Source organism: Hyphomonas oceanitis SCH89, assembly GCF_000685295.1.
In the GTDB taxonomy this organism is placed as follows: domain Bacteria; phylum Pseudomonadota; class Alphaproteobacteria; order Caulobacterales; family Hyphomonadaceae; genus Hyphomonas; species Hyphomonas oceanitis.
Window position 1 is genome coordinate 18977 of sequence record NZ_ARYL01000016.1, and the last position, 23855, is coordinate 42831.

Below are 23855 nucleotides of genomic sequence, written 5' to 3' on the forward strand. Positions count from 1 at the left end.
AGTGTTCACTTTCTGAACATGCCTTAAGCTCATCGACTGATTAACGCTCCATGCCAACTGATCTGTCCCTCGACCCCACGCCTGCAGAGCGCCGCCGTCTCAAGGTGCGCGGCGCCATTATCGAGGCGGCCGAGCGTGTCTTCGCGCTGGAAGGCGAGTCTGGCTTGTCGATCCGCCGGCTCGCCGAGGAAATCGACTATTCACCCTCCGCCATCTACAAGTATTTCGGGTCGAAGGATGAGTTGATCGACGAATTGAAGGAGGCGTTCTTCGAGCGGCTTCTGGCGCGTGTCGGCCGGGTCTCCGGCGTGGATGCCCCTTTTGCCGTGCGCGGACGTGCCTGTGTCTCCACCTATATCGAGACGGCGATTGAGCGTCCGTATCACTATGCAGCCGCTTTTTCTCAAATCGAAAGCGCTGAAATGTCCCCTCAGTGTGATGCTGACTGGGATGTGTTTACGGCATCCAACAAGGGCCGTGCCTTCGGTGTTCTCGTCTCAATGGTGAAAGAGGGGCAATCGCTCGGCATTTTCGACCCTGATCTCGACCCCTTCCTGTCGGCCACATCGGTCTGGGCCGCATCACACGGCGTTGCGCAATTGCTGACTCACCTGCCGCACTTTCCTGCCGTTGCGCCGACGCATGCGCCTGTATCTGCGAGCGAGTTCATTACCTTTCATGCCGATCTGGTCTTTCGGGGTTTGCAAGGCCCCGCCAATCGGCAGCAAACTGATTTCATCCCCTTGGGAGACAAGCCATGACGCCTTCCGATCCGTATCAGGGCGACACTGCCCGCGAGAAGCGGCCGACCTTTTTAAAGGGGCTGATTTTCCTCGTGATCCTCGCTCTTGTGGGGGGTGGGCTCGTCTTTGCGGCGTTCCAGCTGCGCAGCGCGGAAGGGCCGAAGGTCGCGACCGTGGCGCCCGAGCCACTCGTTGTCTCGGTCCTGCCGGTGCGGCTCGCCAGCGAGTTCAAGATCGATGAATCCTATAGCGGTCTTGCCGAGGCGCGCCGCAAGAGCCAGCTCGGTTTTTCGACCGGTGGGCGTATCGAGGCGATCTCGGCAGATGTCGGCGACCGGGTCAAAGCGGGCACAACGCTGGCGCGGCTGGATACACGCAGCCTCGGCGCGCAGCTCGCGTCTGCTCAGGCGACCGTCGAAGAGGCCCGCGCCTCACACAATCTCGCCCTCAACACGGTTGAACGCCAGAGAACACTGAAGGCGCAGGGGCATGTCTCGCAACAGCGCGTCGACGAGGCTGAAGCGCAGGCCAGCACATCCATGGCGCGTATCGAAGCTGCGAAGGCGCAAGCTGACACACTTCGTGTGCAGATCGACCTGGCGCGCATCACGGCCCCGTTTGACGGCGTTGTCACGGCCCGCATGTCTGACGAAGGCGCCATCGCCGCGCCGGGCACGCCGATCCTTGAACTGGTCGAATCCGGCCATCTTGAAGCCAGGATCGGCCTTCCATCTGTCAGCGCCATCCGTCTGACCCCCGGCGATATCTACACACTTGTTGCCGACACCGGCCCTGTGGACGCCAAGCTCCGCACCGTGACGGGTGTGATCGATGCAGACCGGCGCACGGTCGCCGCCATGTTCGACATCGAAAACCCGGGTAACCTGCCAGCGGGCTCCGTTGTGCGCCTCTCCATGGAGCGCGAAATCGACGAGCCGGGTTTCTGGGTTCCGGTAAAAGCCATGTCGACGGCCTCGCGTGGGCTGTGGACCGTGTTCGTTGCCGCACCTGTCGAAGGTGGCGGCTGGCGCGCCGAGCCGCGCCCCGTAGAGATGGTCCATTCCGAAGGCGGGCGTGGCTTTGTCCGCGGCCCGGTTCAGGAAGGCGACCGCGTGATCGTCGATGGCCTGCAACGCATCGCACCCGGCATGCCCGTCACGCCGCGCGATCCTGCGCTGGCCGACGCGCCTAACGGCGGCTGAGGGCGGACCGGTCATGCGCACTGTATTCTTCAATCTTCCGCGCCTCACGATCCTGATCATGATGGTCATCATGGTCGGCGGCATAGGCGCAATGTTCTCGCTCGGACGGCAGGAAGACCCGACCTTGATCGAGCGCTATGGCTTCGTGCTGACGACCTTGCCCGGCGCTGATGCCGAGCGGATGGAGGCGCTTGTCACCGAACCTGTGGAAGCGGCCCTCATGGAATTGCCTGAAGTGGACGAAGTCCATTCGGTGTCTCGTCCGGGTGTGTCGCAAGTCAGCATTCAGGTGCGCGAAGACCTTTCCGAGTCCGAGGTCGATGATGCGTGGACACTGATCCGTCAAAAGGTGGATTCTGCACGGGCCAAGTTTCCTCCCGGCACAAGCACGCCCATCGTGCACCGCCAGTATGTTGGTGCGGCGACCCTCGTCGTAGGCTTTGTTTGGGAAGGCGAGGGCGATCCGCCGCTCGCCGTAATGCGCCGCATGGCGCTTAATCTTGAAGACCGTTTCCAGCGCCTGCCCGGAACCGAGCTGACGGACCTGTTCGGCGTTCCCGCCGAGGAAGTCCGCGTTGTTGTCGATCCGGAAAAGCTCTCGGCAGCCGGTCTCTCGATGCGCCAGGCTGCGGCCTTGATCAGTTCGGCCGACAGCAAGACACCCGCGGGGACATTGCGCTCCGATGGCGGCAATGTCGGCCTCGAAGTTGGCGGCGAGTTCGACAATATTTCACGTATTCGCAGCGTGCCGCTTATCCAGCGCCCGGATGGCTCCGCCGTACGGGTGAGCGATGTGGCTATAGTCCAGAAAGGGTTCGAAGACCCGCCTGTGCGCATGGCCTTCGAGAACAACAAACGGACCATGCTGGTCGGGGCTTACATCTCCGACAACCAGCGTGTCGATAAATGGGCCAAGACTGCCCATGCGCTGGTTGACGATTTTTCCATGGATGCACCGCCCGGATTGCGGATCGAGACCGTCTTCGACCAGAGCATCTATACCAATGAACGCCTGAACGGGCTCGCCAAGAACCTGCTCATGTCGGCGGGCATCGTGTTCCTGGTCCTGTTCTTCACGATGGGCTGGCGTTCGGCGCTGGTCGTTGGCGCGGCCATTCCGCTGACCGTCGCACTCGTGCTGATCCTGTTCAAGGTGTTCGGTAATCCGCTGCACCAGATGTCGGTTACCGGGCTTGTCATCTCTCTCGGCCTGCTTATCGACAATGCCATCGTCGTCGTCGACGATTTTGACCAGATGCGCGCGCGTGGCGCCTCGCGTATCGGGGCGATCGACAAATGCCTCCGACACCTGTTCGCGCCGCTTGCGGCCTCGACGCTGACAACCGCGCTCGCCTTCGCGCCGATTGCCATGCTCCCCGGTGGGGCTGGCGAATTCATCGGCATGATCGGCCTGTCGGTCATCTACTCCATCACGGCCTCCTTCCTTATCTCGGTGACCGTCATACCCGCCATGGCTGGCTGGTTTGACCGGACACGCGGTTGGGAGACGGGAGAGCCCAAGCGCCCCCGTCGCTGGTGGCGTGATGGCGTGTCGGTGGACTTCATCTCGGATGGCTATCGCGCCACGATCGAGGCTGTGCTGCGCTTCCCGCCGCTCGGCATTATTCTCGGCGTTACGCCTGCTGTGGTCGGCTTCTGGCTTGTCGGCCAGTTGCCCTCCCAGTTCTTCCCGCAGACAGAACGCGACCAGTTTCAGATGAGCATGCAACTGCCCCCTGAGGCGAGCCTCTCGGATACGATTGAGTCCACCAGGCATGCCACCGAACTGATCGAAGCCATGGAGGGCGTGAAGTCGGTCACATGGGTGCTCGGTGAGCCATCGCCGCGTGTCTACTATAATGTCATCAACAATACTGAAGGCGTGCAGGGCTTCGCCGCTGGCTGGGTCCAGCTCGATGACAATCGCCGCACGCACCAGATCGTGGCCGAGGTTCAGCGCGAGATGCGCGATGCCTTCCCCGGCGCGCGTGTTCTGGCCTTGCCGTTTGAACAGGGGCCGCCCGCTGATGCGCCCATCGAGTTCACCATTCTGGGCGACGATTTCGATACGCTTGGCCGCCTTGGCGACGAGGCGCGCACCATCCTCGCCCAGACACCGGGCGTAACCTACACGGTGGCTTCGCTTGAGCTTGGCGCGCCGACGGTCAGCCTGAAAGCTGATGAAGCGGCCACGGCGCTTGCTGGCGAACGCCTCACGCAGATCGCCTCCGATATGAACGCCGAACTCGAAGGCGTGCGGGCGGGCTCGGTCGTGGAGGGAACGGAAGAATTGCCTGTCATGGTCATCGCGCCGGATGACCGCCGCGGATCGCTGGCCGACCTGCGCGCCATGACCATCGGCAACGGCACGCCCCTGTCGGCGCTCGGCACAATGTCGCTTGATCCGAAGACCGCCGTTGTCTCGCGTCAGGATGGCGAGCGGGTCAACCAGATCCTCGCCTTCCTGGACCCTTACACACTTCCAGCCCCCGTTTTTGCAGACTTCCAGGAACGTCTCGCGGCCAGCAACTTCCACCTGCCGCAGGGCTACAGGATCAGCATCGGGGGCGAAGCCGAGAATTCCGGGGAAGCCATCGGCAACCTTGCCGGCGTCGGCATTCCGCTGGTGCTGGTCATGGCCGGGGCGATCATGCTCGTGTTCAACTCGTTCCGCATGATGCTGCTGATCCTGACGACCGGTTTCCTGTCGCTCGGCCTCGCCTTCTTCGGTGTCTGGCTGTTCAATCTGCCCTTCGGTTTCAACGCCATTGTCGGCGGTCTTGGCCTGCTTGGTATCGCCATCAACAGTTCGATCGTGGTCCTCTCATTGCTAAGGGCCAGTCCCGAAGCCATGGCCGATGATGTCATCGCCCAGCGCGAGATCGTTGTAGATGCCACGCGCCACATCGTGGCCACCACACTCACGACAATGGGCGGCTTTGTGCCGATCCTGCTGACAGGGGATTCCTTCTGGATGCCACTGGCGGCGGGCATCTCCGGCGGCGTGGCGGGATCTGCCCTGCTGGCGCTGTATTTCACCCCATCCGTGTTCCGCATCATGACGCTGAAGCCCATTCGCCGGGCCTTTGGCTGGCGCCCTGCGCCCGCCGAGTGAGTCAAATATGAACGCGAGGCAACTTGATACGGGCGCTCAGTTCGCCCATGTGCTTACAAAGCCCACTTCTGACGGAGGCCGGAATGGTCGAAAATCCTGATATCGGTTCGCCCCCACCGGCCTGGCGCCGCCTGCGCTTCGAAGCTGCAGCAGCTGCTGCAGAAGAGCCCACGCTGGCGAGCTATATCAATGCCGCTATCCTGTCGCATAACAGCCTCTGCCAGGCCTTGTCTTACCATCTGGCTGAAAAGCTGGGCGGGCCGGTGATGGGCACGCTTCAGGTGCGCCATATCCTTTCCACCGCCTATGATTCCGATCCGTCGCTGCTCACATCCGCGGAAGCCGACATGCAGGCTGTTCTTGAGCGCGACCCGGCTTGCCGCGGCATGCTGCAGCCCTTCCTGTTCTTCAAAGGCTTCATGGCGCTGCAAACCCACCGCGTTGCGCATGTCCTGTGGCGTCAGGGCCGCGAGTCGCTGGCCTTTCATTTCCAGGGCCTCGCTTCCGAGCTCTTCGGCGTGGACATCCATCCCGCCGCCCGCATCGGCAACGGCGTCATGCTCGACCATGCGACCGGCATAACCATCGGTGAAACCGCGATTGTCGGGGATGGCTGTTCGCTGCTCCATGGCGTGACGCTCGGCGGTACCGGCAAGGAAGTCGGCGACCGGCACCCCAAGATCGGTCGCGGCGTACTGCTATCGGTTGGCGCCAAAGTGCTCGGCAACATCACGATTGGCGACGAAGCCAAGGTTGCCGCTGGCAGCGTGGTCCTGAAGGACGTGCCGGCGCATTGCACTGTGGCAGGCGTGCCCGCCAAGATTGTTGGTGAACCGCTCTGTTGCCAGCCCGCACAGACCATGGACCAGAACATTCCGGACGAAATGGCCAAATAGTCCGGCCCCTGTTCCCACACTTGTTTACAGGCGCGCCGGTTGCGCCGGAAAAGAAAAAGACTAGGTTGCGCCGCTGAATTGCGAAGGAGTTGCGTCATGGAACGTGAAGAAACACTGCGTCTCGAGGCGTATCTGAAAGAGAAACTGCACCCGGGCCTGCGCCTGCTGGCCCGCGACAAGACAGACGATTCCGTCGAAGTCTATCTCGGCGCCGAGTTCATCGCGCTGGTCTACAAGGATGTCGACGAGGGCGAGACGTCCTACCAGTTCCAGATGACGGTGCTGCAGGAAGATCTACAGGGCGCCTGAGGCGATCCCTGATCCTAGAACAAAGAGCCCTGGCCCTTGGCCGGGGCTTTCTTCGTTTTGGGGGCAGGGGCCGCTGGTGACGAGGAGGGCGGCGGTCCATCCAGAGGAGCTGCCGACACGTCGCCATCGGCAAAGCTTACCTTGAATACGGCTGCGTTTTCGGCAACGCCTGCCGACCGGATGAGCTTGCCGTCTTCGCTGCGCACGATGGCAAAGCCGCGGCTCAACGTGGCGTGATAGGACAGCGTTTCGAGCAGTTTGCCCTGTGATTCCAGCGACACACGGCGCCGGTCCATCAGGCGCAGCAGGGCAGGGCGTGCCCGCACAGCGGTCTCCCGCAGGCTCTGGCGTGCCCGGCGTATGTCCGCTCTGAGTCCACTCGGGCTCACTTGTGCGGCCGCAAGCCGGGCGCGGCTGCGCTCGATCAGCGTCCGCGTTGCGCGCGGCAGGCTGGCGGCCGCATAGTCGAGCCGCTGGCGTTTTGATTGCAAAAGCGTTTCCGGGCGGGGCATGCGCGCAGCCCGCAGCGCATCGCGTGCCCGCGCCGTTCTCCGGGCCAGTGCCCGCTTCAGGCGTGCCGCATGTTCATCAATGTTCAGGAGCAGGTCATTGCGCACAGGCACCGCAATCTCCGCCGCCCCTGTCGGCGTCGGCGCCCGCGCATCCGACACATAGTCGATCAGCGTCGTATCCGTTTCGTGGCCTACAGCCGAGATGAGCGGGATTTCGCTCTCGAAGGCCGCGCGTACGACATTTTCCTCGTTGAAGGGCCACAGATCTTCAATCGAGCCGCCGCCGCGCGCCACGATCAGCACATCGGGGCGATCCGCGCCGGTCATCGCGTTGAACCCTCGAATGCCCGCCGTCACCTGCGCGGCTGCGGCATCCCCCTGCACCAGGGCGGGCCACACGATGACGCGCACCGGGAAACGGTCGCGGATACGGTGCAGGATATCGCGGATCACGGCGCCGGTCGGGCTTGTAATCACGCCGATCGTCTGCGGCAGGTAGGGCAGGCGCTTCTTGTGCGCGGCGTCGAAAAGGCCTTCGGCGGCGAGCTTCTTCTTGCGCTCTTCCAGCAGCGCCATCAGCGCGCCGGCGCCCGCTGGCCGCATGGAACTGGCCAGCAACTGGTAGTTCGAGCGGCCTTCATAGATCGACAGGCGGCCCGTCGCGATCACTTCGAGGCCTTCCTCCGGCCGGAAGGGCAGCTTGTCGACCTGGCCCTTCCACATGATCGTGTTGAGAACGGCCTTGTCGTCCTTGATGTCGGCGTACATGTGGCCGGACCGGGCAATGGTCACCCGTCCCAACTCCCCACGCACCACGACATGGTCGAAATTGGACTCAATTGTCCGCTTCAGGCTCGCAGCGAGCTCGGAAACGGAAACGGCGTGGTCATTGGAGACTGGCGAGTCGGACATCCAGCCTTTATAGCGGCTGGGAAGCAGCAGGCGAGGGGCCAAATCCCATGAACATTCTCCTCATCGGTTCCGGCGGGCGCGAACACGCGCTGGCCTGGAAGATTGATCAGTCGCCACTGGTGGACGTTGTCCATTCCACGCCCGGCAATCCCGGCATGGACGTGATCGGCCCGTGCTTTGACGTGGCCGCTGACGATATCGACAATCTCGTGAAGCTCACGCTGCAGGTGGAGCCGGACCTCATCGTCATCGGCCCTGAAGCGCCGCTGGCCCTTGGCCTCGCCGATGTGCTGCGCGCGCGCGGCTTTGACGTGTTCGGCCCCAGCAAGAAGGCCGCGCAACTTGAGTCTTCCAAGGCCTTCTCTAAAGGCCGGATGAAGGCCTATGGGGTGCCCACAGCAGCCTATGGCGAGTTCACCTCGCCAGAGCTGGCCAAAGCCTTCCTGCGAACGATGGAAGCGCCTTACGTGCTGAAGGCCGATGGCCTCGCAGCGGGCAAGGGCGTTGTCATCGCCGAGACGCTCGAAGAGGCTGATACGGAAGTCGACGAAATGCTGTCCGGCAAGCATGGCGACGCCTCGGCAACGCTCGTCATCGAGGAATTCATGCATGGCGAGGAAGCCAGCATCTTCGTCATCACGGACGGTGAAGGCGCGGTCTACCTTCCTGCCGCGCAAGACCACAAGCGTGTCGGCGACGGCGATACGGGCCCCAACACAGGCGGCATGGGCGCCTATGCGCCAGCGCCTGTCGTCACGCCTGCCATCATGGACCGTATCAAGGCCGAGATCGTCCAGCCCATGCTGAAGGGCATGGCGGCTGACGGCATGCCCTATCAGGGCGTGCTCTATGTCGGCGTCATGGTCACGGAAGAAGGCCCCAAGGTCGTCGAGTTCAACGCGCGCTTCGGCGACCCGGAATGCCAGGCCCTGATGAAAGGCCTCGCAGGCGACATCGTGCCCGCCATCCTCGCCTCGGCCACGAACGGCTTGGTCGGCAATGAAGACGCCTTCGAATCCCTGCTGGAACTGGAGCGCTTCGAACCCACGGCCACGGTCGTCCTCGCCAACAAGGGCTATCCCGGAAGCTATTCCAAAGGCTCCGTCATCAATGGCCTCACCGACGCCAACAACCTGCCCGGCGTCACCGTCTTCCAGGCGGGCACGGACCGCGATTCGGAGAATGCTATCGTCGCCGTCGGCGGGCGCGTGCTGAATGTCACCGCGTCAGGCGATACGCTGAAGGAAGCCGTCGACCGCGCCTATGCCGGCGTTGACCGCATCGACTGGCCCGAAGGCTTCTGCCGCCGCGACATCGGCTGGCGGGCGCTGAAATAGGCCTATTTGCCGACGAAGAGCAGCGATCCTTCCGGCACATCGGCGAGGAAAGTCTTCAGGTCGGCCTTGGAGAACACGATGCAGCCGTTGGAGCGGCCGAGCTTGCCGTGCTGGGCGAGGAATTCCGGTTCGGCATAGTCGGCGGCATGGACCACGATGGCGCGGTCGCGCGACGCGCTATTGGTCGCGTCGAGGCCGTCGAGGCGCAGGCTGCGGCCATGTTGGCCGACATATTCCTCGGCAGTGGCGAACGCGCCCTGCGGACTGGCGCTGGAACCGGAAACATTGGAGAAACTGTCCAGATAACCATCATGATCGGCGTCTGATCCCTTGCCATGTGCGGCCCGGAATGCGGCGACGTCGCCTGTCTGGAGGTTTACGACGTAAAGTCGCGCCTCACGCGAATGCTGTGAATAGTCAACGATCACAAGGCGGCCCGTGTCGCGCAAGTCTGCCTTGTTGGATTCCTGCGCTGCCAGCGCCTGTCCCAGCAATTCGGGCCGTATCTGACCCTGCGGATCAAGCGTCACAGCTTGCGCGCCAAGCGCAGTGAAAGCGAAGAAGGCGAGTGCACTAAGGGAACGTATCATGGGGGAGACTTTCCCCGGCAAATACGGCGACCTTACGGCAGGTCTTGGCACCGCGTATGGGCCCGTTATGGTGTCCCAGAGGAAACTTCAGCAACGAGAGTACGCAATGGCAGAGACAGAAACGGCACAGGACCTGTATTCAGGGACCAAACCGGTCGTGGAATCCCACAAGTTCGATGAGTCGAAACTCGCAGCCTGGATGGAAGCCAATGTCGAGGGCTATGAAGGCCCGCTCGTCGTGCGCCAGTTCAAGGGCGGCCAGTCCAACCCGACCTACCAGCTGATCACCCCGAAGAAGAAATACGTGATGCGCCGCAAGCCGCCGGGCAACCTGCTGCCCAGCGCCCACGCGGTTGACCGTGAATTCCGCGTCATCAACGCGCTCTATCCCCTCGGCTACCCCGTCGCGCGGCCTTATGGCCTGTGCATGGATGAAAGCGTCGTCGGCACGATTTTCTATGTCATGGACAATGTCGAAGGCCGCATCCTCTGGGATGGCACGCTGCCCGAATACGAGCCAGCGATGCGCCGCAAGATCTATGAAGCGAAGATCAAGACTTTCGCTGATCTCCACAATGTCGATTGGAAAAAGGCAGGCCTCGAAGGCTTCGGCAAGGAAGGCGACTATGTTGCTCGCCAGATCCACCGCTGGACCAAACAGTACAAAGCCTCCGAGACGATGCACATCCCGGAGATGGAACAGCTGATCGAATGGCTGCCCAAGAACATCCCGGCCGGCGACAAGACCACGATCGTCCACGGCGACTACCGCCTCGACAATATGGTCCTCCACCCGACCGAGCCGAAAGTCATCGCCGTGCTTGACTGGGAACTCTCGACCCTCGGCGATCCGCTGGCCGACTTCTCCTACCACCTCATGAACTGGGTCATGCCTGCAGGTGACACGACCCGTGGCGCCATCTCGGCCATCCCTGACCTCAAGGCCTGGGGCATTCCGACCATGGAAGAATATGTGGCCATGTATTGCGAGCACACAGGCCGTGACGGCCTGCCGGAGCTCGACTATTACTTCGCCTACAACGCCTTCCGTCTCGCAGGCATCCTGCAGGGCATCATCGGCCGCGTGCGTGATGGCACGGCCAATAGCGCCAATGCCGAGTCGAACGCAGCACGCGTCGTGCCGCTCGCACAGTTCGCTGCGAGCTATGCCCGCAAGGCCGGCATGGAGGGCTGAGGCCCTCCCGCCGAAATTTGGAAAGGGCATAAGCCATGGGACTTGGGCGGCGTCTCGCCATCGGCGTGGCAGCACTGGGCGTCGCCGGTCTCGCTGGCTGGTTTTTGATCGGGCCGGACTGGCGCGCGCTAATTGCGCACCAGCCCTATGGCCGCGATATCCTCTTCTGGAATCTTGATCAGCGCGACGCGGGCTTCCGCATGCTCGACCAGATTCCGTTCGTCATCGAGTCGCATGAGATTGCGGCCGGTGACACGGCTCATCCCTTGCCAGATGGTGAGCCGCTCGTGCTCGACATGGACATGGATGCCTACCTTGCCTCAAACCGCACGGCAGGGCTTGTCATCCTTCAGGACGGCAAAGTGCGGCTTGAGCGTTATGCACTGGGCTTCGATGACGATGGCCGCTGGACCAGCTTCTCGGTCGCCAAGTCGCTGACGTCCACGCTGGTCGGTGCGGCCATTCGGGACGGCGCCATCAAGAGCCTCAATGATCCGGTATCTGACTATATCGACGAACTGAGCGGTTCGGCCTATGCCGATGTGACCGTCGAGCAATTGCTGACCATGACATCGGGCATCGCCTGGAACGAGGATTATGACGATCCGAATTCCGACGTCGCCCAGTTCGACAAACATCCCGCCGAAACCGGCAAGAGCGCCACGGCGACCTATATGGCCACCCTGCCGCGCGCCCATCCGCCGGGTGAGGTCTGGAACTATTCCACGGGCGAGACAAACCTCATCGGCATCCTCGTCATCCGCGCCACCGGCAAGCCGCTAGCCGAATACCTGTCGGAAAAGGTCTGGCAGCCCTATGGCATGCAGCAGGATGCCTCCTGGCTGCTCGGCAATGACGGCTACGAGATCAGCGGTTGCTGCATTCAAGCCGCCGTGCGGGACTTTGCGCGCTTCGGCCAGTTCATCCTCGACGGCGGCGCGGTCAATGGCCAGCCCGTCCTGCCGGAGGGTTGGCTCGAAAAGGCCACGCAGAAACAAGTCTCCTATGGCGCCGCCGGCGAAGGCTATGGCTATCAGTGGTGGACATGGGACGATGGCTCATTCCAGGCTGATGGCATCTTCGGGCAGGGCATCTTCATTGATCCCGCCCGCCGCCTCGTCATCGCATCCAATAGCAGCTGGACATCCGCCCTCGGCGACAAGGACGGCGAGTTCGAGGCACGCAAGGCCTTCTACAAGGCTGTGCAGAAAGCCCTCGACGCGGACACGGAATAACCCGGCAGTCCCTCGCAACGGGGTGACGCCGGAACATCAGGGTGGCATTGTCTGCCCAAAATAAGGGAGATGACATGACCGACATTCTCAAAGGCCCGCTCCGCGCGCCCGCACAGATGCTGCAGGAGCAATCCTATGGCGGCCACAAGTCGCTGCACGATGATGCTGAAGCCGAACGTCTCGGCATCAAGGCGGGCCCCATCGAAGGCCCGACGCATTTCCAGCAATTCGTGCCCATGCTCTACGATATCTGGGGCAAGGCCTGGTTCGAGCGCGGATGCCTGTCTGTCCACTTCCTCAACATGGTGTTCGAGGGCGAGAAGGTCCGCGCCTTCGTAGAGCGGCCTGCCGAAGGCGCCACCCGCGCCAGGTGCTGGGCCGAAAAGGAAGACGGCACGCCCGTTCTGGAGGCCAGCGCCACGCTCGGCCCGGACCACGGCACGACGCTGCTCGAAGAGCGCATGGCCAAGCTGCGCCCCGCCGATGATCTCGTCATCCTGGAAGACATGAAGGTCGGCCTGAAGACCACCAAGGACGAGCCTGTCCGCATGGGCCCCGACCAGCATATGGGTAATCTCTACCCCTTCAGCCTCGCGCAGAAGCTCGCCGTCATCACCGAGCCCAGCGACTGGTACAGCGACGCGGGCGCCTCGCCTTGGGGCCGCCCGGTCATTCCGCTTGAGATGGTCAGTGTGCTTGCAAATTATACCGGCGGCATGGCCAATTGGCCCGTCAAGCACCCGTCCATCGGCCTCTTCGCCGATCTCGAAATGCGCATGATCGACGGCCCGCTCTTTGTCGACGAGGATTACATCCTGCGCCGCGAAGTGGTCGCGCTGGGCGCCAGCCGCCGCGCCGAGAATTACTGGATCCGCACGCGCATCTTCGATTCAACCGGCACGAAACAGGTCGCTGAAACGCTGCTCAATCACGGCGTTCTGAAAGCCAGCTATCCGCATTATCCAGCCGACAAGCTACCGGCCTAAGCCGCTCAAACACCAAGGAATACCGCCCATGAAAGGCCTTCTGTATCGCGGCGCCCGTGACATTGAATATGCCGATGCTCCGCCGCCCCAGCCCGAGGATATCCGCAGCGCAATCGTGAAAGTCACGGCCTGCGGCATCTGCGGGTCAGACCTGCACATCTATCAGGGCCACGGCTTTTCCGAGACGAATGACTATTGCGTCGGCCATGAAGCCGTCGGCGAAGTCATCGAAACCGGCAGTGCGGTCACCCGGTTCAAGGCGGGGGACAAGGTGATGATCTCTGCGGCTGTCGGCTGCGGATCATGCCCTGCCTGCATGGCCGGCAACATGAACCGCTGCGAGACAAACAATATCCGCTGCTACGGCCTCGGCCATAAATTGCAGGGTGTGCAGGCCGAATATACGATGGTGCCCGTCGCCGATTTCGGCCTCGCGAAAATCCCGGACGGCATCAGCGAGGACCAGGCCGTCCTGCTGACGGACAACCTTCCCACCGCATGGTTCGGCCTGAAGAATGCCGACATCAAGCCCGGCAGCACGGTTGCCATTGTCGGCTGTGGCCCCATCGGCCTGATGGCGGTTGAGGGGGCATTCCTGATGGGTGCCGCGCGCGTCTTCGCGGTCGACCTCGTGGCCGAACGACGCAAGGAAGCGGAAGCGCTCGGCGCCGTCGCCTTCGATGCATCCGATGCCCGCGACCGCATCACCGAGCTGACCTCTGGCCGCATGTGCGACAGTGTTGTGGAATGCGTCGGCGCAGATGCCGCCATCCATCTCGCCATGAAACTGGCGCGCAATGCCGGCACCGTGTCGTGCATCGGCGTGAACCAGTCGATGGACTTCAAGTTCCCGATGGCACTGGCCTTCATCAAGGGCCTGACCTTCCGGACCGGCACATGTTCGGTCCCCATGCACTGGCCAGAGCTTGTACCGCTCGTCCAGGCCGGTAAGCTCCGCCCGGAACGCACCATCAGCCACCACATGCCCCTCTCCGAAGGGGCAGAGGCCTACCGCATGTTCGACGCGCGCGAAAACGGCGCCATGAAAATGATCCTCACCCCATGAGAAGGTTTGCACAGATGAAACCCGTGACACTGAAATCGCTCGCCCTGTCCGCCGTCTGTCTGGGCGCTGTCGGCGCTGCGAGTGCGCAGGATGCCATCGTGCATGCAGGCCATCTGCTGGCCGTGCCAGGCGAAGGCTATCTCACCGAGCAGACGATCACCATCAAGGAAGGCCGTATCGTTTCCGTCCAGCCGGGCTACAAATCCGGCGCCAAGAACGTGCCCGTCATCGACCTGAAAAACGCCTATGTCGTCCCGGGCCTGATCGACAGCCACGTCCACATCACCAGCGAAAGCGGTCCCGGCGAGCGCCTGAAGGCTTTCACGGATTCATCCGTCGATACCGCCTTTGATGGCGCGGCCTTCGCGAAGAAGACGCTCGAAGCGGGCTTCACCACGGTTCAGGACGTCGGCGGCGAGAATGACGCCGTCTTCGGCCTGCGTGACGCGATCGCACGTGGCGCGGTGGCGGGTCCAAGGATGCGGGCCGCTGGGCAGGCCATCTCGATCACTGGCGGTCATGGCGACATCAATGGCTACTCCTCCCCGGTCCTGAAGCTCTTCACCGGTACGAACATCTGCAACGGCGCCGATGACTGTCGCCGCGCGGTGCGTCAGCAGGTCAAGGAAGGCGCCGATGTCATCAAGATCACCGCAACAGGCGGCGTCCTGTCGAACACGGCCGCTGGCCTCGAACAGCAGTTCAGCAATGACGAATTGGTCGCCATCGTCGAAGCCGCTCACTCCATGGGCCGCCAAGTCACCGCGCATGCCCATGGCAAGGCCGGTGTCGACGCAGCCCTGCGCGCCGGCATCGATTCCATCGAACATGGCACCTATCTCGACGACGAATCCATCGCCCTGTTCAAGGAACACAAGGCCACGCTCGTGCCCACCGTCATTGCGGGCGTAACGGTCACCGGCTGGACCAATGAACCATGGCTGCCCGAAGCCTCGCGCAAGAAAGCCGCCATTGTTGGCCCGCTCATGCTGGACATGCTGCGCCGCGCCCATGCAGGCGGCGTGAACGTCGCCTTTGGCACGGATACCGGTGTCTCGCAGCATGGCCTGAACGCCAAGGAATTCGCGCTCATGGTTGAGGCAGGGTTCACGCCAGAGGAAGCTATCCGCGCTGCCACGGTATCTGCCGCCAAACACCTCGAAATGGATGGCGACATCGGCACGATCGAGCCCGGCAAGTATGCGGACATCGTCGCCGTCACAGCGGACCCCCTGAAAAAGATTACGGAACTGGAATCCGTCGACTTTGTTATGCAGGGCGGCAAGGTCTACAAGGCGCTGGAATAGCTGCATCTGCCGCAGTTTGGCCCGGAACCTGCAAGACCTTCGCCTAACCCGCGAAGCATTTTGACATTGCGGGACAAAGGTCAGAGTGTTGGGCATGCAAAAATTCCGTACCAGAAACCCTCACACCTCCAGCAGGAAAGGGCACGTCATGGTTAAGATGGATCAATTCCTGCGGGTCGGAGTCGCTTCGACGGCCCTGCTCGGGCTGGTCGCCTGTGGCGGCGACAAGGCGGCTGAAGTGGCCGCGGCGCCTGCCGTTGATGGACTGGAATGCGTAACACTGCCCGAAGGGATGTACGTTTTCGAGAATGGCAAATTCTCGGCCACGGCAGCCGCGCCCCCTCAATCTCAGTCTCAGGCCCCTGCACAGGCGACCCGTGCAGCCTCTGGCTGGGTGGGTGACATCGAAGACGCCTTCAGCGCAGCAGGTTATACGTGGCTGGACTTCGTTGCCCGCGAGAATATCGGCGTTGTGACCGGCGTTGCCCCTGACGAAGACACAAAGCGCCGCGCCCTTGAAGCCGCAACGACCGCCATCATGGCCGACCCAACAGGCGGAACCGAGATCAACCTTGTCGTCGACGGCATCAGCGTCGCTGAGGGCGAGCCGGGTCCGGGCGCAAGCGTCGCAGCCCTCGCGCGCGGCGGTATCTCGCAGGATGCCTGCCAACAGGCCCTGAATGAGACCATGGAGGGGCAGAAGATACAGTTCCCCACCAACCGGGGTGACATCTCGCCGGTCAGCATGGGCCTGCTCGATGCGGTGGCTGGCATCGCGATGCTATGCGATGATTTCACGGTCGAAGTCGGCTCGCACACGGATTCCCGTGGGTCCGACGAATATAACCTCGTTCTCTCGCAGAAGCGTGCGGACGCGGTGAAGCACTATCTCGAGGAAAAGGGCGTCTCGACAGAGCAGCTCACAGCTGTTGGCTATGGCGAAGGCGTACCGCTCGACACGGCAGACAATGCTGAGGCATGGGGCCGCAACTCGCGCACCGAATTCAAGATTTCCCGCCAGCCTTGAGCCAGATCAGAACGCGAGGACAAGGCCCGTTTTCGGGCTTACCTTGCCGTTCACCGTATCATGCCAGGCAGCATCAATCGCTTCCATGCCGCTATCATGCTGCGGTGTGATGAAGGCGTCCGAGGCGCGATAGAACGACATCAGCGCCGATCCCAGCTTCTGGTTCAGCACGTCCGGCCCCAGCACCTTGGCGCGCTCGGCGGCATAGGTAGGCACGAAGAAGAATTCCGGTTGCGGATCCGGCAGCTGGATCGGCGCACGATTGCCCTCCCAGTCCGTCACGCCGATCACAAGGCTGCGCACCAGCCGGTCCCGAAATGCATTGTGCACATCAGCGGTGAGGGCAGGGCGGCCGAGGAAATCCACAAACGCCGTCAGCCCCCGCGCATGCATTGTGTCGACCTGATCATAGGTCTGCGTCCGCGCGTAAAGCCCCGTGCTCTTCACGAAATCCACATTGCCCGGCGATGTCAGCGCCACGGCATCCACGCCGCCGCGCAGTTTCAGGCAATGTGCCAGCGCCAGCGCCGTCTTGGATGAGGCGCTTGAAATCACCACCGTCTCCGGAACGGCATCGCCCGTTTCCATCAGGCAGTCGTCGATCATCCACCCGGTCGTGAACAGCGGCCGGAACAGCATCTGCTGCGCTTCGAACGCAGCATCATAAGTCGGGTCCGCCGCAGTCACGATGTAAGTATTGTAGATTGGTGCGAGGCCCTTGCGGTGTTCCGCGCCGTCCATAAAGCTTTCCTTGCCCACGCGCGCTGGCTTCACATCGAACGTGTCCGAGATCGGCAGGTAGCCATAGACCCGCGCGCCCAATTCCACGCCGGGCGTCGTCGACTCGATAACCGTCGCAAAGCCCCAGACCGGCACGCGGCCATAGGCCGGGTCCGCCGCCGGGAAGAAGTCCCAATACTTCATCGCTTCGCCAAAGCTCGCATAGGTCACGTTATTGGCGGTCAGCGCGAAGGCTTCCACGCGCAGCCGTGCCATGCCTTCGCCGAGTTCCGCCACCGCGCCCTCGGTCCATTGGCAATCGCGCAGGTCATTGCGCCTGATCAGATAGTCCATATTTCGCGTCCCCTTAGTCCTTGCGCATGAAGGCGCCGATTCGCGCCTGCATGTCAGGCCCGACGCCCTCATTTTTGAGCACTTCCCACTGTAACCCGGAATCCATGTCGCGGGAATCCGTTGCTTCAAGCAGCCTTTTGTTGGCCGCGTGGGAGAAGGGGGAATTGGCCAGAATCTTCTGCGCCATCGCATCTATCGATACATCGAACTCCGCGTCCGGCACCACCTGCTCGGCAAGGCCAATGCGCAGCGCCTCCGCCGCGCCGAACATTTCGGCGGTGAACATCAGCCGCTTCGCCGTCGCAATGCCCACGCGCCGTGGCAGGCGCTGGCTCATGCCCCAGATCGGCGCCAGCGCCCATTTCGCATGCGTATCGCCAAACTTCGCGCTCTCGGCCGCGATGATGAAATCCGCCGCCAGCGCCACTTCCAGCGCGCCGGTATAGCAATGCCCGTGCACCGCTGCGATCACCGGCTTGGGCAGCGTCTCCAGCATGCGCAGCGTTTCCGAATGCCAGCCGGGTGAGGGCACTTTCTCGCCCTCGGCAATGTCGCCAAGGTCATGCCCGGCCGAGAAACACCGTCCCGCCCCGCGCAGCACCACACAGCCAATCGTGTCGTCCGACTTCAGGTCGATGACATGCTCGCGCAGTTCGCGGAACACGCCGACCGTCAGCGAATTCAGTTTGTCCGGGCGGTTCAGCGTGAGCACCGCCAGCCCGTCGCGGTCTTCCCGCAGAACAAGCGCGCTCATGCCGGTTTACCGAGGTCAACCGTCAGCGACGAGATCGCATGCACGAAATTGCTCGGCGCAATCGACTGCTCGCCTGTCCAGGCAATGTCGGGGAAGCGCGCGAGGATCTGCCGATAGGCGGCATCCACCTGCATGTTCGCTACACGCTGGCCGAGGCATACGTGCGGACCATGGCCGAAGGCCAGATGGTCCTTCGCATTGGCGCGCGTGATGTCATACGTATCCGGATTATCGAACTTGTTCGCGTCGCGGTTGGCTGACGCATAATACATCACCAGCTTCTCGCCCTCGCCAATGGGCTGGCCGCCAAGCTCGGTATTCTTCGTCGCAGTCCGGCGCATATAGGTCACCGGGCTCACCATGCGGATCGACTCGTGCACGAAGTTCGGGAACAGGCTGTCATCGGCCATCAGTTTGGCCTTCTGGTCCGGGTTCTGCGTGAGCAGTTTCATCGTGCCCGACAGCGAGTTGCGCGTCGTGTCATTGCCCGCGAACACGATCAGCAGCCACGAGCCGTCAAGGAATTCCGGCGACAGCGGCTTGCCGTCAATCTCGACATTGGCAATCGCGCTCAATAGGTCCGGCTGCGGGCTCTTGCGCCGCTCGGCCAGCAGATACCGGCCATATTCGAACATGGCCTGGATCTCGTTCATGAAGTGCGTGATCTGCTCCATCGACACATTGCCGAGGCCTTCCTGCTGCGCCTGGAATTGCGACTGCTCGAGGAAGTGCATCCAGTGCACCAGCTTTGGCCGGTCGGCCACAGGCACGCCGAGGATTTCGCACAGCGTGAACAGCGGCAGTTCAGCCGAGAACGTCTCAACCATGTCGACGACCGGGCCCTGCTTGGCCATGCCATCGAGCAGAACGTTCACCTGCGCGGTCACGCGCTTGCGCAGTTCGGCAACGAAGTCAGCCCGGAAATAGGCCATGTGTTCCATGCGCAACGGCGTGTGATAGGGCCGGTCCAGGTTGATCAGCGAGTTCAGAGAGGATGAGTGCAGCAGCGGATGACGCGGCACGCCCTCCATGCCGTAATTCATCAGGATGCCGCCCTTTTGCGAGGAATAGGTCTCCGGGTCGAGTTCCATCTTCTTGACGAGGTCATAGGTGCTGACAGCCCAGAAACCGGCGCCATAGTCTTCCGGATGCCACATTACCGGGGCCTTCGTCCGCATCGTCTCGAATGCTTCGAACGTATAGCCGCCATTGTCGGAGAAGACGTTGGCAGTGGTCAGGTCCACAGGCGGTTTCAGGTCATAGACAGGCTTGCTGTGCGGCGTGATGGGCGGCTGCTCAACCTGGTAGGTTTCGGTGACGTTCTGGAATCCCATAGTCTGTCCTCCTGAAATGTTTCCTCTGTCCTGCAGCGCGCCTCGTTTCGCGGGCGCGGCTTGCAGGCCTGACTAGAACTTGTAGCGCACCGGAATCGATTTCGGGCCGCCGACAAAGTTCGCCTTGATGAAGGTCGGGTCGCCGTCGAGCTCGAACGACTTGATCCGGCTGAACAGCTCTTCGTAGATGATCTGCATCTCAAGGCGCGCGAGATGCATGCCGAGGCACATGTGCCCGCCATGGCCGAACGAGATCAGTTTGTTCGGGCTACGGTCCACCTTGAACTTGAAGGGCTCGTCGAAGACGTCCTCGTCGCGGTTGCCGGATGGATAGCAGAGCAGCAGGCTCTCGCCCTGCTTCACGGTCTTGCCGCGCAGCTCATAGTCTTCCTGCGCGGTGCGCATGAAGTGCTTCACCGGTGTCGTCCAGCGAATGGCTTCGTCCACCGCCGTGCGCGACATGCCCTTGGGGTCTGCCATGATCTTCTTCAGCTGGTCGCGGTCCTGCAGCATGGCGAGCACGCCGCCGCCGGTCGAGGCGCTGGTCGTGTCATGTCCGGCCGCTGCGGTGATGATGTAATAGCTCATCGCTTCCAGCTGGCCGATTGGCTCGCCGTCCACCATGCCATTGGCAATCACGGTCGATACGTCGTCGCGCGGGTTGGCGCGGCGGTCTGCCGTGATGGCCGTGAAATACATGAAGAACTCGGCCAGGGTCGCCTGAATGGAGGCGAGGCCGCCTTCAACGTCCCGGTCTTCCAGGCTTTTCTTGTTGCGGTTCAGGTCTTCGTCCTGCGCGCCAAAGATTTCCTGCGTCAGCTTCAGCATCATCGGCTCGTCGGATTCCGGCACGCCCAGGATCTGCATGATCACACGCAGCGGGTAGTGAAGGGCAACATCCTGCTGGAAGTCGCACTCGCCGCCGAGGTCTTCCATCCGGTCAACGAATTGCTTGGCAATCGCGCGCACGCCCTCTTCACGCTTCTTCACGTTCTGCGGCATGAACCATTCCTGCGTCAGGTGGCGCAGTTTGAAGTGCAGCGGATCATCCAGCTGAACCAAAGTCTTCAGAAGGTGCGGCTGGCCGAATTGCGCATAGACGCCTTCTTCGGCCTGCTTGTAGGACAGCATCTCCCGCTCGCCATTGGTGAACAGCTTGTTCTGGCGGCTCACTTCCATGATGTCGGCATGCTTGGTCACAGCCCAGAAGGGACGGAAGTTCTCCGGTTCACACCAGGCAAGCGGGTCTTCCGCGCGCAGCTTGGCGAAAGCGGCGTCCAGCTTGGGCTGGTCGGCATAGACGGCAGGGTCGACGATCTGGTCACACGTGGCCGCGGCCGCCGCGCTCATCGTCCGATCCGGGTCCATTTTGGTCTCGGGTGGGGTGGCAAGTGCGGTATCGGCCATGGGGCTCTCCGTCAGGATTGTCTGGGTTTGGGTTTCCTGTTTCCAAGTCTACTGGAACCGGGCCTTGTGCCAAGGCGTGACTTTGCGGCAGGTGCCGCGCGTTTCGGCGCTTCACGCAGCGGGCGATTGGCCTCTGCGATCATGTGGCCAACGGTTTCCAGCATCAGTTCAGGGGGAATTTCCTCCACCGCGCCGGGCTTCAGGTCGCCCAGCTCGAATGGGCCGTAATTGATGCGGATCAGCCGGTTCACGATCAGGTTCACAGCTTCCAGTGCGCGGCGCACCTCCCGCTTCTTGCCCTCGGTCAGCGTCACGGTCAGCCACGAGTTCGCGCCGTTCTCCCGGTCGAACACAGCCGTGATCGGGGCATAGTCCACGCCGTCGACCGAAATGCCTGCGGCCAGGTCGGCAATCTTGAAGTCCGTCACAGTGCCCTGCGCGCGCACGCGATAGGTCCGCTCCAGTGCGTTTTTCGGCAGTTCCAGTTCCCGCGCCAGCTCGCCGTCATTGGTCAGAAGCAGGAGGCCTTCGGTGGTCAAATCGAGACGTCCGACCGTCACGACGCGGGGCAGGGATTTCGGCAATTCGTCAAAGATCGTCCGGCGGCCTTCAGGGTCGCTGTTCGTCGCAATCAGGCCGGCGGGCTTGTGATAGCGCCACAGGCGCGTCGGCTCGGGCGCGCTGATCGTCTTGCGGCCGACCTTGATCAGCTCGCGACCGGTCACCTTGAAAGCGGGGGAGGTGAGCTTGGTGCCGTTCACCCAGACATCACCGGCCTCGATCATCCGCTCCACTTCGCGCCGCGAGGCGACGCCGGCGCGGGCGAGATACTTGGCGATGCGCTCGCCTTCGCTCCAGTCGGGCTCGGCCAGCGTTTTCGGGCTGTGTCCGGGCTTTTTCCGGGCATTGTTCGGGGTTTTATTCGGGCTGTTCTGGGGGCGCGAACCGGGCTTTGCCTGGCGCGAGCGGCCCGTCTCTCGACGCTCCGTCATGTGTCTATCTTTCACTGTCTATCCCATGAACTGCAGGATTGGGGCCGCTATAGCAAGTCCACTGAGGAATTCCATGGGAATCCACACCGGGATCATGCCGCTGCCCCGGTTCTTCTGCTTGTCCAGCACCAGCGACAGCGTCCGCCCGAAGGCCGCGCCAATCCATCCCGCCGCCAGCGGCAGAACCACCAGCACGCTCAGCACATTCACCTCGCTTTGCGACACGGTCAGCAGCAGGGCCGCCGTCATCATGTGCGAAAACATGAACAGGCCACCAAACGTCGCGCGGAACTCCGAGAAACCGCCCGGCCGCTCCGGATCAGGATCCTCAACCAGCCTTACGATTCGGGCCATCCAGCCCGGCGACAGCATCGTCATGGCCCCGAGAACCGCGTAGGCGCCAAGCACGACGAGGGAGATCACTTCGCCAATCTGCATCGATTTGCCTTCCTGTTTCCCAACTACCTAATCTGTTTGAGCGAAAAGCGTAGGGCATTGGGCAAATTTCGAGGAATTCACTGCGGTTTTGTCCGCTTTGCAGCCTGCTGGGAGTATGCCCTCACCGGCCTGTCACGTAAGAAGGGAGTCAGGCAAAGACTCACGCGGTTGAAGGATAATTGATGGAACTGGCGATCCTTTTTTGCAGCCTTGTCGTGTTCGCCACTTTTGCGCTGATGCCGCTGGCGCATAAGGCGGGCGCCCCCATCCTGCTTGTGGTGCTCGGCCTCGGCATGCTGCTCGGCGTGGACGGCCCGGGCGGCATCCGCTTCTACAGCTACCAGACCGGCTTCAACCTCGGCAGCATCGCTCTTGCCATCATCCTGTTCGCCGGTGGCCTGGAGACGGAGCGCGGTGTCATCCGCAGCGCGCGCAATTCCTCGATCATGATGGCGACGGTTGGCGTGCTCGTCACGGCGCTCATTGTCGGCCTGTTCGCAACATATGTCCTCGGAATGCCACCGCTTGTCGGGCTGCTCCTTGGCGCCACCGTGGCGTCCACCGATGCCGCCGCCACGTTCCTGCTGATTCAGCAGAGCAAGCGCGACATTGGCGACCGCGTGAAGAACACGCTGGTGCTGGAATCCGGCCTGAACGACCCGATGGCCATCTTCCTCGTTGTCGCGCTCACCACCATGGTCAATGGCGGTCTGCCGACCTCGGCGCTCGAAGTCGGCGGCTTCTTTGTGTTCCTTGTGGCGCAAATCGGGCTCGGCCTCTTGGGCGGCATCGGCGGCGGCCGGATACTGACATTCCTGATCGACCGGATGACCCTTCCGAACGGCACTTATCCCGCCATGGCACTGGCCGGCGCCCTCGCCATCTATTCAGCTGTGGCGCTCGTCGGCGGCAGCGGCTTCCTCGCCGTCTATTTTGTCGGCATCGCCATCCGTAACCGCCTGCGCCGTCCACTCGACAATATCCTGAACTTCAACGAAGCCCTGCAATGGATCAGCCAGATGGCACTCTTCCTGATGCTGGGCCTGCTGGTGGCGCCGAGCCACCTCCTGAAGGACATCTGGGCCGCGCTCGCCGTAGCGGGCGTCCTGATGTTCGTCGCACGGCCGCTGGCCGTGATGCTCAGCATTGGATGGATGGGCTTTTCCTTCCGCGAGAATGTCTTCCTCAGCTGGGTCGGCCTGCGCGGCGCGGTGCCGGTCCTGCTCGCAATCTATCCCGTGATCACGCCCGGGCCGGTCACGATCGAGTTCTTCAACATTGTCTTCGTCATCGTCGTCACTTCGCTCATCGCGCAGGGCTGGACGATCGTGCCGCTGGCACACGTCCTGCGTCTGGGCAGCGACAAGACGGCAGAAGAAGACGAGGAACGTGAGGCGGTCGCAGAGACCTGAGGGAACGCCCCG

Annotated in this window: 21 protein-coding genes; 13 read left to right on the top strand and 8 right to left on the bottom strand. The window is 62.4% G+C overall.

All coding sequences use genetic code 11. The features are described 5' to 3' along the window. Positions 1 to 50 precede the first annotated feature (50 nt). The 5 genes from HOC_RS11410 to HOC_RS11430 all read left to right on the top strand — a co-directional run bounded on the left by HOC_RS11410 (position 51) and on the right by HOC_RS11430 (position 6265). Positions 51 to 761 carry a TetR/AcrR family transcriptional regulator gene (locus tag HOC_RS11410; RefSeq protein WP_051624799.1) on the top strand — a complete coding sequence of 237 codons (711 nt, stop codon included), beginning with the start codon at positions 51 to 53 and terminating at the stop codon, positions 759 to 761. After that, positions 758 to 1945, top strand: coding sequence for an efflux RND transporter periplasmic adaptor subunit (locus HOC_RS11415; RefSeq protein ID WP_051624800.1), 1188 nt, complete (start codon positions 758 to 760; stop codon positions 1943 to 1945). The genes HOC_RS11410 and HOC_RS11415 overlap by 4 nt, the downstream gene beginning before the upstream one ends. 13 nt (positions 1946 to 1958) lie before the next feature. Then, positions 1959 to 5060, top strand: a complete 3102-nt coding sequence (locus HOC_RS11420) for an efflux RND transporter permease subunit (RefSeq protein ID WP_035538653.1) — start codon at positions 1959 to 1961, stop codon at positions 5058 to 5060. An 83-nt stretch (positions 5061 to 5143) separates the two neighbouring features. Further along, the gene (gene cysE / locus HOC_RS11425) at positions 5144 to 5956 is read left to right on the top strand and encodes a serine O-acetyltransferase (protein ID WP_035538655.1); all 813 of its coding nucleotides are present in this window, start codon (positions 5144 to 5146) and stop codon (positions 5954 to 5956) included. 96 nt (positions 5957 to 6052) lie between these two features. Then, a complete protein-coding gene (locus HOC_RS11430; RefSeq protein WP_034738270.1) occupies positions 6053 to 6265 on the top strand; it encodes a DUF3126 family protein in 213 nt (70 codons plus the stop codon). Positions 6266 to 6279: 14 nt separating this feature from the next. Here the strand turns inward: HOC_RS11430 and xseA are convergent, their stop codons facing one another. Then, positions 6280 to 7689 carry an exodeoxyribonuclease VII large subunit gene (xseA, locus tag HOC_RS11435; protein WP_035538770.1) on the bottom strand — a complete coding sequence of 470 codons (1410 nt, stop codon included), beginning with the start codon at positions 7687 to 7689 and terminating at the stop codon, positions 6280 to 6282. A 47-nt stretch (positions 7690 to 7736) separates the two neighbouring features. Here xseA and purD point away from each other — a divergent pair, with 47 nt between their 5' ends. After that, on the top strand, positions 7737 to 9026 hold the full coding sequence (gene purD / locus HOC_RS11440; RefSeq protein WP_035538657.1) for a phosphoribosylamine--glycine ligase: 1290 nt from the start codon (positions 7737 to 7739) through the stop codon (positions 9024 to 9026). A 2-nt stretch (positions 9027 to 9028) separates the two neighbouring features. Here the strand turns inward: purD and HOC_RS11445 are convergent, their stop codons facing one another. Continuing rightward, a complete protein-coding gene (locus HOC_RS11445) occupies positions 9029 to 9616 on the bottom strand; it encodes a murein L,D-transpeptidase catalytic domain family protein (protein ID WP_051624801.1) in 588 nt (195 codons plus the stop codon). Positions 9617 to 9722: 106 nt separating this feature from the next. Between HOC_RS11445 and HOC_RS11450 the strand changes: the two genes are divergently transcribed. The 6 genes from HOC_RS11450 (at position 9723) to HOC_RS11475 (ending at position 16432) form a co-directional block, all read left to right on the top strand. Then, positions 9723 to 10811, top strand: a complete 1089-nt coding sequence (locus HOC_RS11450; protein WP_035538659.1) for a phosphotransferase family protein — start codon at positions 9723 to 9725, stop codon at positions 10809 to 10811. A 35-nt stretch (positions 10812 to 10846) separates the two neighbouring features. After that, on the top strand, positions 10847 to 12046 hold the full coding sequence (locus HOC_RS11455) for a serine hydrolase domain-containing protein (protein WP_035538661.1): 1200 nt from the start codon (positions 10847 to 10849) through the stop codon (positions 12044 to 12046). A gap of 74 nt (positions 12047 to 12120) precedes the next feature. Then, positions 12121 to 13032 (top strand): hotdog family protein, encoded by a 912-nt coding sequence (locus HOC_RS11460; RefSeq protein WP_051624802.1) that lies wholly within the window; start codon positions 12121 to 12123, stop codon positions 13030 to 13032. A gap of 28 nt (positions 13033 to 13060) precedes the next feature. Beyond that, positions 13061 to 14098, top strand: a complete 1038-nt coding sequence (locus HOC_RS11465) for an alcohol dehydrogenase family protein (protein WP_035538666.1) — start codon at positions 13061 to 13063, stop codon at positions 14096 to 14098. Between the two features lie 14 nt (positions 14099 to 14112). Beyond that, positions 14113 to 15405 (top strand): metal-dependent hydrolase family protein, encoded by a 1293-nt coding sequence (locus HOC_RS11470; protein ID WP_035538668.1) that lies wholly within the window; start codon positions 14113 to 14115, stop codon positions 15403 to 15405. Positions 15406 to 15553: 148 nt separating this feature from the next. Next, positions 15554 to 16432, top strand: a complete 879-nt coding sequence (locus tag HOC_RS11475; protein ID WP_035538671.1) for an OmpA family protein — start codon at positions 15554 to 15556, stop codon at positions 16430 to 16432. A 6-nt stretch (positions 16433 to 16438) separates the two neighbouring features. On the opposite strand, the gene HOC_RS11480 is transcribed toward HOC_RS11475, so the two are convergent. The 6 genes from HOC_RS11480 to HOC_RS21260 form a co-directional block, all read right to left on the bottom strand. Beyond that, positions 16439 to 17506 carry a DUF2855 family protein gene (locus HOC_RS11480; RefSeq protein WP_035538674.1) on the bottom strand — a complete coding sequence of 356 codons (1068 nt, stop codon included), beginning with the start codon at positions 17504 to 17506 and terminating at the stop codon, positions 16439 to 16441. A gap of 13 nt (positions 17507 to 17519) precedes the next feature. Next, on the bottom strand, positions 17520 to 18260 hold the full coding sequence (locus HOC_RS11485) for an enoyl-CoA hydratase/isomerase family protein (RefSeq protein ID WP_035538676.1): 741 nt from the start codon (positions 18258 to 18260) through the stop codon (positions 17520 to 17522). Next, positions 18257 to 19594 carry a cytochrome P450 gene (locus tag HOC_RS11490; RefSeq protein ID WP_035538679.1) on the bottom strand — a complete coding sequence of 446 codons (1338 nt, stop codon included), beginning with the start codon at positions 19592 to 19594 and terminating at the stop codon, positions 18257 to 18259. Before HOC_RS11490 ends, HOC_RS11485 begins: the two co-directional genes overlap by 4 nt. Positions 19595 to 19666: 72 nt before the next feature. Next, positions 19667 to 21001: a cytochrome P450 gene (locus HOC_RS11495; RefSeq protein WP_084146281.1), complete on the bottom strand. Its 1335-nt coding sequence runs from the start codon at positions 20999 to 21001 to the stop codon at positions 19667 to 19669. Positions 21002 to 21012: 11 nt separating this feature from the next. Further along, the gene (locus tag HOC_RS11500; RefSeq protein WP_051624803.1) at positions 21013 to 21993 is read right to left on the bottom strand and encodes a pseudouridine synthase; all 981 of its coding nucleotides are present in this window, start codon (positions 21991 to 21993) and stop codon (positions 21013 to 21015) included. A gap of 18 nt (positions 21994 to 22011) precedes the next feature. Beyond that, positions 22012 to 22431 carry a hypothetical protein gene (locus HOC_RS21260; protein ID WP_051624804.1) on the bottom strand — a complete coding sequence of 140 codons (420 nt, stop codon included), beginning with the start codon at positions 22429 to 22431 and terminating at the stop codon, positions 22012 to 22014. 182 nt (positions 22432 to 22613) lie between these two features. On the opposite strand from HOC_RS21260, the gene HOC_RS11510 reads away from it, so the two are divergent. Continuing rightward, positions 22614 to 23843, top strand: coding sequence for a potassium/proton antiporter (locus tag HOC_RS11510; protein WP_035538685.1), 1230 nt, complete (start codon positions 22614 to 22616; stop codon positions 23841 to 23843). Positions 23844 to 23855: the final 12 nt, after the last annotated feature.

Bases quoted from the DNA above. Each gene is read 5' to 3' on its own strand.
- HOC_RS11510 (WP_035538685.1), top strand. From the start codon at position 22,614: ATGGAACTGGCGATCCTTTTTTGCAGCCTTGTCGTGTTCGCCACTTTT.
- HOC_RS11445 (WP_051624801.1), bottom strand. From the start codon at position 9,616: ATGATACGTTCCCTTAGTGCACTCGCCTTCTTCGCTTTCACTGCGCTT.
- HOC_RS11495 (WP_084146281.1), bottom strand. From the start codon at position 21,001: ATGGCCGATACCGCACTTGCCACCCCACCCGAGACCAAAATGGACCCG.
- HOC_RS11410 (WP_051624799.1), top strand. From the start codon at position 51: ATGCCAACTGATCTGTCCCTCGACCCCACGCCTGCAGAGCGCCGCCGT.
- HOC_RS11460 (WP_051624802.1), top strand. From the start codon at position 12,121: ATGACCGACATTCTCAAAGGCCCGCTCCGCGCGCCCGCACAGATGCTG.
- HOC_RS11475 (WP_035538671.1), top strand. From the start codon at position 15,554: ATGGTTAAGATGGATCAATTCCTGCGGGTCGGAGTCGCTTCGACGGCC.
- HOC_RS11420 (WP_035538653.1), top strand. From the start codon at position 1,959: ATGCGCACTGTATTCTTCAATCTTCCGCGCCTCACGATCCTGATCATG.
- HOC_RS11415 (WP_051624800.1), top strand. From the start codon at position 758: ATGACGCCTTCCGATCCGTATCAGGGCGACACTGCCCGCGAGAAGCGG.
- HOC_RS21260 (WP_051624804.1), bottom strand. From the start codon at position 22,431: ATGCAGATTGGCGAAGTGATCTCCCTCGTCGTGCTTGGCGCCTACGCG.
- HOC_RS11480 (WP_035538674.1), bottom strand. From the start codon at position 17,506: ATGGACTATCTGATCAGGCGCAATGACCTGCGCGATTGCCAATGGACC.
- HOC_RS11500 (WP_051624803.1), bottom strand. From the start codon at position 21,993: ATGACGGAGCGTCGAGAGACGGGCCGCTCGCGCCAGGCAAAGCCCGGT.
- HOC_RS11455 (WP_035538661.1), top strand. From the start codon at position 10,847: ATGGGACTTGGGCGGCGTCTCGCCATCGGCGTGGCAGCACTGGGCGTC.
- HOC_RS11470 (WP_035538668.1), top strand. From the start codon at position 14,113: ATGAAACCCGTGACACTGAAATCGCTCGCCCTGTCCGCCGTCTGTCTG.
- HOC_RS11490 (WP_035538679.1), bottom strand. From the start codon at position 19,594: ATGGGATTCCAGAACGTCACCGAAACCTACCAGGTTGAGCAGCCGCCC.
- HOC_RS11485 (WP_035538676.1), bottom strand. From the start codon at position 18,260: ATGAGCGCGCTTGTTCTGCGGGAAGACCGCGACGGGCTGGCGGTGCTC.
- cysE (WP_035538655.1), top strand. From the start codon at position 5,144: ATGGTCGAAAATCCTGATATCGGTTCGCCCCCACCGGCCTGGCGCCGC.
- HOC_RS11450 (WP_035538659.1), top strand. From the start codon at position 9,723: ATGGCAGAGACAGAAACGGCACAGGACCTGTATTCAGGGACCAAACCG.
- purD (WP_035538657.1), top strand. From the start codon at position 7,737: ATGAACATTCTCCTCATCGGTTCCGGCGGGCGCGAACACGCGCTGGCC.
- xseA (WP_035538770.1), bottom strand. From the start codon at position 7,689: ATGTCCGACTCGCCAGTCTCCAATGACCACGCCGTTTCCGTTTCCGAG.
- HOC_RS11465 (WP_035538666.1), top strand. From the start codon at position 13,061: ATGAAAGGCCTTCTGTATCGCGGCGCCCGTGACATTGAATATGCCGAT.
- HOC_RS11430 (WP_034738270.1), top strand. From the start codon at position 6,053: ATGGAACGTGAAGAAACACTGCGTCTCGAGGCGTATCTGAAAGAGAAA.